This window comes from Candidatus Kapaibacterium thiocyanatum, assembly GCA_001899175.1.
Taxonomy (GTDB): Bacteria; Bacteroidota; Ignavibacteria; order Kapaibacteriales; family Kapaibacteriaceae; genus Kapaibacterium; species Kapaibacterium thiocyanatum.
Genome location: MKVH01000021.1, coordinates 290,790 through 304,119, shown reverse-complemented (window position 1 = coordinate 304,119; position 13,330 = coordinate 290,790). Strand labels below are relative to the sequence as shown.

Genomic DNA, 13,330 nt, shown 5'->3' with positions numbered 1-13,330 from the left:
TTTATCTGGTGGTTGTATGAATCGGCTCTACTCTTGCCTCATGGGAGTGGTGGCGCTGATGGTGTTTGCGGTCGGCACCGCGGACCTGTCGGCCCAATACTGTCGCCCACGCTTGCAGGACGGTTGGTGGGGGAACGGGATCACTCTCTTCCAGTTCAATACGTTCCAGAACTTCAGTGGAACGAGTGACTACAACAGTCAGGATGGATACTTCATCTTTCCTGATCGGAGAATCGACATTCCCCGGAACGTCGAGAACACCTTCCGTATCGAGACCAACGCATGGGGTCCGGGTACCGCAGCCATCTGGCTGGACATGAACCAGGACGGTATTTTCGGACCCGAGGAACGCGTATTCTCGGGCACGTCCTTCAACCAGCTTCTGTGGACCGGCACGATCGTCGTTCCGTGTTCCGCCAACGTCGGTCTGACCCGTCTGCGGGTCATCATGTATACGAATTCGGTCACGGAACCTTCCGATCCCTGCGTATTCCCGCAGCAGGTCGGTGGTGAGTGCGAAGACTATATCGTGGACATCGTCGGTGACTACACGGGCAGCTTCCCGAGCGAGGTCAGCGACGCACAGTCGATTCTCGCCAAGGGTAACCTGTACGACGGATCGTCCCCCGCACTTCCGAAGCCGTCGGTCACGCTTCGCGTAGGCCAACCCAATCAGTCGTTCAACATCCAGTACCGCCTCATCGGTCCGCTACCCCTGACGGATACCGTCTATCGTGCCGATTTCTCGGCCGTCGGTCCGTCCGGTGGTTCGTTCCCGCAGTTCGTGACGTTCGAAGTTCCGGGTGCTACGGGCCCGCTCGCGTCCGTCGGCGGTATCCTCAATACGATTCCTGCCGTCGGTGGTGAGTACACGATGTACTCCCGTCTGGTGGGAACGAACAGCGCCTGCGTCGCCGAGTATCGCCAGGCCTTCACCATCGCCGCCGATCGCGATCTTTCGGTACGTCAGATCCGATCGCCGCAGGACAATTCGGCTCCGAAGAACTTCCGCTATCCCAATACGACGCCCATTCCGGTGGAAGCCATCTTCCAGAACGTCGGTCTCACGCGGATCGAATCGTTCCGTGGTATCGCCAAGCTCTGGAATCCGAACGGTACGCTCGTATATACGGATACGGTCGTCGTCAACGAGCCCCTCAATGCGCGTGCCCGTCTGACGCAGATGTTCAAGAACTTCACGGCGACGGGTGCCGTCGGCCACACGGTCGGTGTCTATACGGCACAGGTCTGCGGTGAGCTGATCGACCCCACGCCGGACATGACGCCGTTCAACGACTGCGCTCCTCGCCCTGGCTTCCCGACCTGGAAGTTCGAAGTCGCCTATAACGACGAACCGGGTGTCAACAGCGTCAGCGTTCCGACGTCGACGCAGCGCCTCATCGCCAACCGCCCGTTCCGTCCCGAAGCCATCTTCGAGAACAACGGTATCCAGGATCTCTCGAACGTTCCCGTTCGTCTGATCATCACGAAGATGCCCGGTGGCGTTCCGGTCTACAATCAGCAAGGTATCATCCAGGACATCGCTTCCGGACAGTTCAACAAGTCGATCTATACCTTCCCGGCATTCACACCGACCGAAGGTGGCGACTATCGCTTCTGCTTCCGTGTCGAGTATCCTGGCGATCCGGTCGAAACGAACAACGAGATCTGCGTTACGCGTACGGTCATCGGCAACCTGAGCGGTATCTATACCATCGGCGTTTCGAAGCCCGGCCCGCGCAACTACACCACGATCGATGCCGCACTCGACGATCTCTACCTCAAGGGCGTCAGCGGTCCGGTAACGTTCGAATTCACGGATGCAACGTATAACGTCACGCGCGTCGGCATCTCGATTCCGGCCATCGATCTTTCGTCGAGGATCGTCGGTGTCAGCGCCGTCAACACGCTTACCTTCAAGCCCAGCCTGGATCGTTCGCTCACGCGTGGCGCCGTCACGATCAACATGACGACGGAAAGCGGCGTCGGTATCCTGCTCGGTCAGAACGTCGCTCCTGCCAATCCCAACGCCCTCCAGCGTCAGCTCTACTTCTCGAACCAGGTCAACGCCAACTCGGCGGGATACATCACGATCGACGGTGGTTCGCAGCGCTCCATCCGCCTTGCGGTTCGCAAGACGACGGTCAGCGCCTTCCCGTCGCCGTTCATGTCGGCCGTCTATCTGTCCTCTGGTTCGTCGAACATCCAGATCCGCAATCTGCTGATCGAGCACCAGACGGGTGTCGTTCCGTCCTACGCCTCGTCGCTGCCGGTCGTGCAGTACAACGGCGGCTCGCAGCAGTTCCGTTTCGATCCCAACACGCGTAACAATACCATCAGCTACACGGCCGGTATCACGCAACGTGACACGATCAACCCGGATAACCTCGGCAACCTGGATACGCTCATCAACCAGAACAACAAGTTCATCGGAAACGAAATCAACGGCTTCGGCTACGGTATCGCTTCGATGGGTATGGGCGCCCTCATCAAGGCCGGTGTGAACGAATTCCGCCCGTACTACAACTCGGGCACGGAAATCACCGGCAACCTGATCTACAACGTCCGTCGTGCCGGTATCTTCGTCGGATACGAAGACGGCGTGAAGATCACGAACAACCGCATCTATAATGTAGGTGTCGCCGCTACGGGTGGCACGGAAGCCGACGTCGCCGGTATCATCGCCGGTGGTGAGACGCGCTACAACAACATTGATCTCTGGATCTCCGGTAACGAGATCAGCGGCGTGCGCGGCACGAATTCGAGCCGTGGTATCGTCGTCGAGCAGGCCGTCAACGACTTCCAGTCCATCCTCCAGGCCGGTGGTACGGTCGTCTTCCCGAACCGCCCCGAGCACACCATGGTCGTCAGTAATGCGATCTGGGGCATCTCGCGCAGCACGACGGGTGGCGACATGGCCGGTGTTCACCTCCTGACGCGTCGCGCCACGGCGGGTGATCGGGTGACGCCATTCAGCACGGTCTACTTCACGCGCCAGGACACGGTTGCCAACAACACGATCGTCATCCCCAACGATAACATCGTAGGTACGGGCGCCATCGCCGGTGTCGCATCGCAGCACGGTAACGGTACGGCCATCCTCAACAACGCCATCGCACTGCAAGGGGCTTCGAACGCCGCTTCCTATTCGCACGCCGTCATCTTCTACGAAGGCACGCTCTTCCGTGGTGGCAGCATGAATACGGACTATCTCCCGGCATCGGCTCCGGCAGCCCTGGTCTCGAACCGCAATGCCTTCAACGCTCCGAATGCAAGCGTCGCACGCTTCATCGAGATCTCGCATACCAGCGAACTCATCTCGTCCGGATCGCAGGATGAATTCAAGAACATCAGGCAGTGGCGTTCGTGGACGAAGCAGGATATCAACTCCGTTCTCGGAGACTTCCTCGCCGAACACGAATACCAGGGCGTAGCTCCGAACCAGAAGCTCCGCGTGAAGATCACGCCGCAGCCGCCGCTCGGTTCGATCCTGAACAATCGTGGCGAACGCATCGCCAGCATCACGACGGATATCGACGGTACGCCTCGCGGTGAAGCCGGCCTCGGCTACGACATCGGCGCCGATGAATTCAACGGTCGCCTCTACGTGAGCGATATCGAAGTGGTGGACATCCTGAGCCCGACGGCTTACCGCCGTACGACGGGTGCCACGAGCGATGCCGAATACATCATGACGAAGGCTCCGATCGACGTCACGGCACGCCTCCGCAACAACGGTGCTCTCGCCCAGACGAACGTGAGCGTCCGCGTCCGCGTCTTCCTCGAAACGGTCGCCTCGAACAACGCCCAGCTCGCAACGCCGGCCTTCGGCACGACGCCGGTCGTGGAACGCACGATCAAGGTCGACCTGAATTCGAACGAATTCAAGAACCTGAGCTTCGGCATTCCGAACTGGACTCCGCAGACGTACTTCGGTCTCACGGGATATACCGTTCCCACGCGCTTCAGCACGATGTCCGCGAACGTGACGCCGCGCTACATGGTCGAAGTCACGACGCAGTCGGACGAGTTCAACCCCAACAACACGCAAACGAAGACGCTCCGCTTCTACCTGCGCAAGTCGCAGATGGAAATCATCGTCTCCTCGCGCGGAACCACGTCCGATATCCTTGCGGGTACGCCGGCACAGAACGACATCGCCGGTCACCTCAACTCGGACAGTCTCGTGAAGGCCCTCGGTGATCTCGGCTTCGTGAACAACCCCGCTGCCAACCTGTATGCATACGACGTCTTCGAACGTAATGCATGGGAAGACCGCGCAGTCGACTACACGCTCTACCGCACGATGTTCTGGTCGCATGACCTTGCACCGCTGACGCGTACGGAACGTGACGACATCCGCAACTTCGTCAACGCCGGTCGCCCCGGTCAGAAGAAGAACCTCGCCATGGGTTCGCAAGTGCCGCCGCGTGCGCACATCGGACTTACGGTGAACAACGATGAAGTCTTCGTACGCCGCGTTCTGCGTGCCCAGTACCAGGCTCCTGGTGCACCGGCATCGCCGAACTACAACCTCAAGCGCATCATCGGCCAGGCCAATGCCCGCAACACCGAGGAAACGATCGTTCGTACCGGCTTCACCAACGATGCCGAGCCGAATCCGGCCCTCATCAGGATCTACTCCGATGCCCAGACGTCGGGTCTTGCCAACATGGCATACTCGTACAAGAAGGGTGATCGCACGACGGTGGACTCGATCATGGGTTCGTCGGTCGCAGGCCTGAACCTGAACAGCGTCTATCTCGGCGTCGACTGGCGTCACTATGCACGCCCGGCCGTCCGCACGGGTCTCGAGCGTGTCCTCCGTGGCATCATCGACTTCTTCGAGAGCAACGGTGGTACGGTTGTACCGGTCGAACTGGTGGCCTTCGATGCCAAGGCTCGTGGTCATAACGTCGACGTCTTCTGGGCTACGGCTTCGGAAGAGAACAGCGCCTACTTCGTCGTCGAGCGTGCTTCGGTATCGCCCGCAGGCAACAGCGCCTACAGCGTCGTCAGCACGAACCCCGCCGCCGGTAACTCGACGGGTCGCCGCGATTACCGCGTCGTCGACGAAAACGTCGCCGCAGGTACGTATGCGTACCGTCTGACGAGCGTCGACAAGGATGGCTCGCGCATGCAGACGTCGGACGTACAGGTGACGATCGCCGACGAAGCCAATGCACTGTGGCTGGGTGACGTCACGCCGAACCCGGTCGCATCCACGGCTACGGTATCGTACAACCTCGTCTCCGAAGGAAACGTCGAACTCGTGCTCTACGATGCAAGTGGTGCACAAGTCATGACGATGGCGAACGTGCCCACGGGCGCAGGTCGTCATGAGGTCAATCTGTCGGTCGAGAACCTGCCTGCAGGTTCCTACCGCCTGGTGCTTCGCTCCAACGGTGTCATGGCAACGAAGAACGTAACGGTCGTCAAGTAACAGATCGTCACACGACACATGCGGAACCGCTCCTGTGCCTCCGGCGCAGGAGCGGTTCCTATTTTTGCACAGCATGAACCGTCCCCTGATTCTCGCCTTGCTCACCGGAGCGCTGCTCGGTGCGGCCTTCCCGCCCTCGCCGTTCGGTGCGCTCGCCTTCGTCGCCTTCGTTCCGCTCCTGCTGCTATGGCGTGATCATGCGGAGCGGCTCTCACGCCCGAAGCTCTTCGGCCTGCTCTATCTCACGTTCTTCATCTACCACGGCATCGCCAACTGGTGGGTGAGCTCGTGGCAGGACGCGGCGGATCCCTACCTGTTCGCCAGCGGAATCGCCCTGTGGATAGCCCATCCGGTCTTCCTTTCGCTACCATGGTATATCCTCGCGTCCGTGCAGCGATTGTGGGGACGTGGTGCGATGCTCACCCTGGCGCCGCTGCTCGTGGCTGGGTGCGAATGGATACATGGCCAGACGGATGCTTCGTATCCATGGCTCTCGATCGGCTACGACATGATCATGTCCGGCCCCTACGCCCAGCTTGCAGACATCGTCGGAGTGTACGGACTGGGCTTCCTGATCCTCGTCACGAACGTCCTCATCGTCGCCGTGATCTCGGTGTGGCAGAATCCTGCGAAGCGCTGGCAGTTCATGTCGGCCCTGGCTGCACTGCACGTTCTCTGGGCCGGATACGGCCTGGTGGCACTGGGCGGCTCGGAAGACGTCGTCGTGGAATCCGATCCTGAGCGGCTGACGGTTGCCCTGGTGCAGCCCAACATCGATCCATGGGACAAGTGGTCGTCGGCGGGCGACCAGATCACGATCCACCGCCGTCTCGTGGACTCGGCCAGGGCAGGGAAGAAGGGCTGGGCGGACGTCGTGATATGGAGCGAGACGGCCATACCGTCCACGATCCGTACTCCTGCGAACAGGGCTGACTACGACGAACTTCGCAGATGGATCGATACGTCCGGAGTGGCTCTGGTGACCGGTTTCGCCGATCTCGTCACCTACGAGCCCGGGCAGGCCCCGCCATCGGCCCGGAAATCGGCGCTCGACCCTACGCTCCGGTACGATGCCTTCAACGCCGCCATGGTCCTGCAGAAGGGACAGACAGTGGTGCCCGTCCATCACAAGACCATGCTGACCCCGTTCGCGGAGCGGCTACCCTTCGCGGACCAGCTCACCTTCGCCATGTCGTGGGTGGAATGGGGCGTCGGAATCTCGGCCTGGGGGAAGGGGAGGACGCGGATACCGCTTCCCATCACCATCAGGCACGGCAGTACCGTGTCGAACATCAGGCTCGGCATGATCGTCTGCATCGAGTCGATCTATCCGGAAGTGGCCCGGGATCTCGTCAACGAGGGGGCCGACGTCCTCTGCGTGATCACCAACGACGCCTGGTTCAACGGAACGCCGGGTCCGGAGCAGCACTTCGTCATCAGCCGTATGCGGGCCATCGAACAGCGGCGGTGGCTGCTGCGGTGCGCCAACTCGGGGATGACGGGCATCATAGCCCCCAGCGGGCGTCCGAGCGTGCGTATCCCCGCCCAGGCGCGGGCCATCGCCGTCGGTAGTGCCGAGCCTCTGTCGTCACGGACGGTCTATGCCGTCGTCGGCGACGTCGTTCCCATCATCGGGGCCGTCTCGGCGCTCCTGGCATTTCTCCTCACAAGATTTCCGCGCCTTCTTCGTAAACTGCCTATTCATTCCAATTCGAATCAAGGATAACCCTTCATGACCACATCGTTCCGTGCGGTGCGTGGGCTTGCCCTGGCGTTCGTGACAGCCGTTTCGGCCGTTGCCGCCCAGGCGCAGTACAAGCCGCTGCAATTCAAGGAATACGACCTGGCCAACGGACTCCACGTGATCCTTCACGAGGACCATTCGGCACCGGTCGTTTCGACCGTCCTGCACTATCGTGTCGGTTCCCGCGACGAAGATCCCAGGCGTACGGGCTTCGCCCATTTCTTCGAACACCTCATGTTCGAAGCTACCGACAAGATCGAGCGCGGCTCCATCGACAAGATGATCAATGGTGCGGGTGGCGAACTGAATGCCTTCACGTCGCAGGATCAGACGGTCTATCATTTCGACGTTCCGTCGAATCAGGTCCGTCTCGCACTCTGGATCGAAGCCCAGCGCATGCGCAAGCTCCACGTGAACGACATCGGTGTGGAAACGCAGCGCGGCGTGGTCAAGGAAGAGCGGAAGAACCGCTACGACAATGCACCCTACGGTGGCTGGATGGAGAAGATGTTCGCGACGCTGTTCGCAGGAACGTCCTATTCCTGGGCCCCCATCGGTGCTCCCGAGCACATCAACAATGCCACCATCGCCGAATTCAAGGCCTTCTACGATCAGTATTATCAGCCGAACAATGCGGTACTCGTCGTGAGCGGCGATTTCGACGAAGCTACGGTCCGTGAAACCATCCAGTCCTACTTCGGCGGCTATCCCAAGGCACCGGAACCGAAGCGTCCTGCCGTGTCCGGACTCCAGTCGATGAACGGTGAAGTGCGTGAGACGATCAACGATGCCAAGGCCCAGTTGCCCGCCATCTTCATCGGCTATCGCGGTGTAGGTATGAAGGAAGACGACGCCTATGCCACGGAACTCCTCAGCACGATCATGTCCCAGGGCGAAAGCTCGCGACTCTACCGCGCGGTCGTCGACAGCGAGCAGGTCGCCGTGCAGGTGAGCCTCGGCAATCTCGCACGCGACAACGGCGGTATGGCCTACATCGTCGGTATCGCCGGTCCGGGCAAGGATATCGGCGCCGTCGAGAAGAGCATCGACCGTGAACTCCAGCGTGTGATCGCCAACGGTGTATCGGATGAAGACCTGTCCAAGGCGAAGAACATCACCGAAGCCCAGTTCATCGGTCAGCGCGTGGGTGTCCACGACAAGGCACTGGCCCTTGCCGACTACTACCGCTTCTACGGCGACACCAAGCTCATCAACGAAGAACTGGCCAAGTACCTCAAGGTCACCAAGGCCGACATCCAGCGCGTCGCGAAGCGCATTTTCGACACGAAGAATCGTACCGTCATCACGTATCTCCCGGTGAAAGGATAACATGACCATGATCACACGTCTGCTCCTGTTGGTCGTGTGCGTGGCCATGGCCGCCGCACAACCAGGACTGGCCCAGAAGGGCAAGAAGCCTGCAAAGAAGTCCACGACGTCCGCCAAGGCGAAGCCCGCGGCAACGTCTGCCCAGGACGCCCAGGCACAACCCGGTAACGATCGTCCGAATCTGGACAACCAGCCGTCTCCGCTCGAAGCGACGGCGTTCACGTTCCCGCACTACGAAGAATTCACGCTGCCCAACGGTCTGCACGTCTTCGTCGTCGAAAATCACGAGCAACCCATCCTCACCGTCAATCTCGCCATGCGTGGCGGCGATGCCTACGATCCCGCTTCGAAGGAAGGCGTGGCGGCAGTCATGGGGGACCTTCTCAGCAAGGGCACGAAGAGCCGCAGTGCGGCCCAGATCGCCACGGCCCTCGATGGCGTCGGTGCTTCGCTCCGTATCCAGTCCGCCGGCGAGTCGATGACGATGTCCGGCTCGGCGCTGAAGAAGCATGCGAATCTTCTGCTGTCCATCCTCAGCGAGGAACTTCGCGAGCCTACGTTCCCCGAAGAGGAACTTGAGAAGCTGCGTCAGCAGATGATCGCCAACATCGCCTACGAGCGCTCCAAGCCACTCGAAGTGGCCCAGGCCCTCGCACGCAAGGTCGTCTACGGATCCGAGAATCCGCTGGCCCGGAAGCAGTCCGAGGAAAGCGTCAAGAACATCACGCGTGCCGACGTGGTAGCCTTCCACAGCAACTTCGTGCGCCCGAACAACGCGTCCGTCGCCTTCGTCGGTGACGTCTCCGTCAAGGAAGTCCGCGAGTGGCTGTCGAAGCATTTCGGTGCATGGGAGAAGGGTACCATTCCGACGGTGAACATGCCCGACATCAAGCCTCTTCCGGCAGGTGTCTACTTCATTCCGCGCAAGGGTTCCGTCCAGAGCTCCGTGATCCTGAGCGCGCCGGCTCCTGCCGTGCGCGATCCCAAATTCGACGCTCTCAACGTCACGTGCAGCTACATCGGTTCGGGCTTCGGCAGCCTGTTCTTCAATACTCTCCGTGAAACGTACTCCTACACGTACTCTCCCTTCGGGTTCGTATCGCGTGGCCGTCGTTACAACCGTATCGCCCTCGGTGCGGAAGTGCGGACGTCGGTGACGGACAGCGCCATCATCGTCATGATGCGCGAGATCCGCCGTCTCGTGAGCGAAGGACCGGATCACGAGGCACTCCAGCGCCGCGTGACCTTCGAAGCCGGGCAGTATCGCATGAGCCTCGAAAGCGCCGGTACGGTAGCGGCCCTGCTGCAGAACGCATGGCTGAACGAAGTGCCGCTGTCGGCCGTGAGCAACTATGCCGAACGCCTCGAGAACGTATCGGTGGCCGACGTACAGAATGCGGCCTCGCGCTATCTCAACATGCTCGACCTTCGTGTCGTCGTCGTCGGCGATCCGTCGGTGCGCGAGAAGCTCGAACAGTTCGGTCAGATCTCCGACTATACCGTCGACGTGGTGCCCGCGAAGCAGGGCGCAGCCATGGAACCCGTATCGATGTCGGTTGACGAACTCGTCGGCAAGTACACGGAAGCCATCGGTGGCGAACGCGTCAAGACCGTGCAGTCGCTGACCGTCAAGAGCGAGTCCGAAATGATGATGCAGGGCAACAAGATGGCGGGTATCATCCTCCGCACGCTCAAGGCACCGGGCAAGGAATACTCGAAGATCGACATGAAGGTGATGACGCAGGAGCAATGGGTGGACGGCAAGAGTGCATGGATCGCGCTCATGAACGGTCCTGCAGCCCAGGCCGACGAAGCGGAAGTTCGCCAGCTGTTGCTCGATGCCTACATCTTCCCCGTGCTCGAGTGGAAGAATCTCAAGTACAAGGTAACGGTCGTCGGCAAGCAGGATGGCCAGATCGTCGTCGAAGCCACGGCTCCGACCGATCGCGCAGAAAAGTATTTCTTCGATGCATCGACGTTCCTGCTTTCGCGTGTGGAGAAGGACATGCCGACGGAGCAGGGCCCCATCACGATCGTCGAACGCTACGAGAACTACGAAGCCGTCGATGGCGTGAAGTTCCCGGCCCTGACGAAGATCTCCAATCCCGTCTACAGCATCACGATGAAGAACGTCTATGGCGTCAACGTTCCTGTGGACGACGCGACGTTCGTACCATCGACGGGCAAGTAGCGGACGATGCAGATCACGATAGCATTACGCGCCATGTGGCATGCCCTTGTGGCCCCATGGCGCGTTTCCGAAGCGAATGAAGCACGGCCGGTGGCACTCTTTGCCGTGGCCGTGCTTTTCGTTGCCGTACTTGCCACGACGATGACGCTGGCCGAGATGGGCAACGTGCCCCAGCAGCACGTCGAAGGGAACGTCGACCTGTCGAGTCCGCAGCGCCACGTCACCGCAGCGCTGGGCTTCCTGCTCATGATCACGACCGTACAGATCCTGTCGCTGTCCGGACTCTTTCTCGTCCTGTGCCGTTTCCTCACGGACGAGAGCTATACCTTCGGACGGACGCTCATCGCCGTATCGGCGGCCTCCGTCATCAAGGTCATCGGTATCGGAGTGGATACCATCCTTCACGTCGTATTCCACACGACGCGGGCGGGCATGAATGCCGGCGTCCTCGTCGATCCGGCCAGCCATCCCATCCTCTATCCCGTACTCGTCCAGGTCGATCTATTCGACTGCTGGCGTTACATTGTCATCGGAATAGCCCTTACCACGGGGGCGGGTCTGCACCACAGGTTCGGATATGTGGTGGGCCTCATCGTATGGATCGTCGCAGTCCTGCTACTCGCAGGCGCGGCTCTGGTCAACGGTATCCTGACATTGTAACCTTTTTCGGGTGGGGATTGTCATCCGAGCGTCGTGCTACCCAGCAATCATCATAGCGCCCGGTCGATCAGCGACGAAGAGCTCGCCCTGATCCTCGCTGCCTTCCGAAGCGGGGATCGTGATGCCTTCCGTTCGCTCTACGATCAGTTCCACAGCAAGATCTACCGGTTCTGCAGGCGCATGACGAATGACGACGCGTTGGCCAAGGACGCTTTTCAGGAAACCTTCATCCGTATGTACGAACATCGCAGGGAACTGCGTGGCGACAACGTGCGCTCGTGGCTGTTCTCCATAGCCCGACGCACCTGCCTCAATCTGCTGCGCACGCGCAGGGCGAGCCACGAACCCTTCGATGAGACGTTCCATGCCCATCCCGACGTCGTGGATCACGATGTCATCCTCAAGGAACGTATCGAGCAGGCGCTGACGCATCTGCCCATCGCCCTGAGAGAGGCGCTCGTACTTCGTGAATATGAAGGCCATTCCTACCAGGAAATCGCCGATATCGTCGGTATCGATCTTTCACTGGCCAAGGTCCGCGTCTATCGCGCACGACTGATGATGCGCAAACTACTGGCTCCGGTACTCAACGAACGATGATCCTGGATCACCTCATATCGAAATATCTCGACGGCGAGCTCAGTCCCGAGGAAGACTCGGAACTCCGCAGGCTCATTGCCGCCGATCCACTGGCCAAGGAAGCGTTCGACGCCGCTGTGCTCGTCCATATCGCCATGCGATGCGAGGACGACGCCATTGCCGATACTCCCGGTGACGTAGCCGAGGAAGTGTACGACAACATTCTGGCTCATATCGACGATGACGAGGACCGTCATAAGGCCCTGCCCGTCGCCATCGATCCCGCCGCACGTGCATCCCGCCGCCGGGTTCTGTCGCTCGTCGCCGCCGTACTCATGCTCGTCGTTCCCGTCGGCCACGACTGGTTCACGACGGGTGGAGATCAGGCCGTCCTCCTTCCCGAACTTCCTGCCCTGAACGCGTTCGATGAAGCCGGTCATGCAGCGACGACCGTTTCCCGCATCCGGACGGTACGCACGAGGATGGATGTGCAGAACGACGAGTCGACGGACGATGCCTTCGTCATGTCCGTCGTGAACGGTGACTCCGATATGGATGGCGCCGCCGCGGAACGACGCATGGCGGAAGCCGATGCCGATGATTCCGGCAGGGCCATACCCCTGAGCGTATGGTTCGGCGGACGTACTCCGGACGTATCGTCGACGGATCGTGACGACGCGTCGGTGGTCGATCCACGTGCCGCCTGTGCGACGTGCGGTCCGGCCAAGGTTGCCGTGGCCGAAGCCGACTATCCCATGGAAGTGCTGCTTGCGACGTTGTACACGCAGGGCATGACGACGTCGCTGCCATCGGCCTCGAACGTTCGATCGATCTCGCAAAGTCTCGGATATGCCGTCGCGCCGTCGAGCGTGTTCGGTCTCGAAGTCGGTTCCACGTCCTATGACGTGGAGCGCTCCCATGAGGGAAGCGTACGTATCGGCGGGACGCCCGAAGGTCCTGCCCGTGCTGCTGCGCCTCCTCGTGAGGATGGCGGAATCATGAAGCTCCTGCCTGGTGACTCACCTGTCGGAACGTATTTTCGTCAGACGTCGGTTTCGATGAATTCGGAACAGATGGTATGGGGTGCTGCCTTCCTGCAGCAATCGATCATGAATGCCGGTGGCCTTGCCGTACAGGGACGTGCGGCTCTCGGTGCCGGTGAAGATGGCATGCTGGCTTACGGCCGGATACAGGGCGAATACAAGTTGTATCGTTCGGTATCATTGACGGTGGGTGCGGAAGCGCGCTACGTTCCGTTCCGTACCAATGCCATCGGCGGCGTCAGTACATCAAGTTCGTATGGTGCGATCTACTCGCTGTTGTACGGTGTGCAGATACGTCTGTAAGCCGTTCCGAAGCCATTGTGAAGAACTTGTTATATTGC

The 13,330-nt window shown here is 60.3% G+C and carries 7 protein-coding genes; all 7 read left to right on the top strand.

The features are described from left to right. Positions 1-16: 16 nt before the first annotated feature. The 7 genes from BGO89_07445 to BGO89_07415 all read left to right on the top strand — a co-directional run bounded on the left by BGO89_07445 (position 17) and on the right by BGO89_07415 (position 13,292). A complete protein-coding gene (locus tag BGO89_07445) occupies positions 17-5,443 on the top strand; it encodes a hypothetical protein (protein ID OJX57797.1) in 5,427 nt (1,808 codons plus the stop codon). Positions 5,444-5,516: 73 nt separating this feature from the next. Beyond that, positions 5,517-7,169: an apolipoprotein N-acyltransferase gene (locus BGO89_07440; GenBank protein OJX57796.1), complete on the top strand. Its 1,653-nt coding sequence runs from the start codon at positions 5,517-5,519 to the stop codon at positions 7,167-7,169. Between the two features lie 6 nt (positions 7,170-7,175). Further along, positions 7,176-8,516 carry a hypothetical protein gene (locus BGO89_07435; protein OJX57795.1) on the top strand — a complete coding sequence of 447 codons (1,341 nt, stop codon included), beginning with the start codon at positions 7,176-7,178 and terminating at the stop codon, positions 8,514-8,516. 1 nt (position 8,517) lies between these two features. After that, positions 8,518-10,707, top strand: coding sequence for a hypothetical protein (locus tag BGO89_07430; protein ID OJX57794.1), 2,190 nt, complete (start codon positions 8,518-8,520; stop codon positions 10,705-10,707). A gap of 6 nt (positions 10,708-10,713) precedes the next feature. Further along, entirely contained in the window at positions 10,714-11,367 is a 654-nt protein-coding gene (locus BGO89_07425; protein OJX57793.1) for a hypothetical protein, read from the top strand. 33 nt (positions 11,368-11,400) lie between these two features. Next, positions 11,401-11,967 (top strand): hypothetical protein, encoded by a 567-nt coding sequence (locus BGO89_07420; protein ID OJX57792.1) that lies wholly within the window; start codon positions 11,401-11,403, stop codon positions 11,965-11,967. Next, the gene (locus tag BGO89_07415) at positions 11,964-13,292 is read left to right on the top strand and encodes a hypothetical protein (GenBank protein ID OJX57791.1); all 1,329 of its coding nucleotides are present in this window, start codon (positions 11,964-11,966) and stop codon (positions 13,290-13,292) included. The genes BGO89_07420 and BGO89_07415 overlap by 4 nt, the downstream gene beginning before the upstream one ends. Positions 13,293-13,330 lie beyond the last annotated feature (38 nt).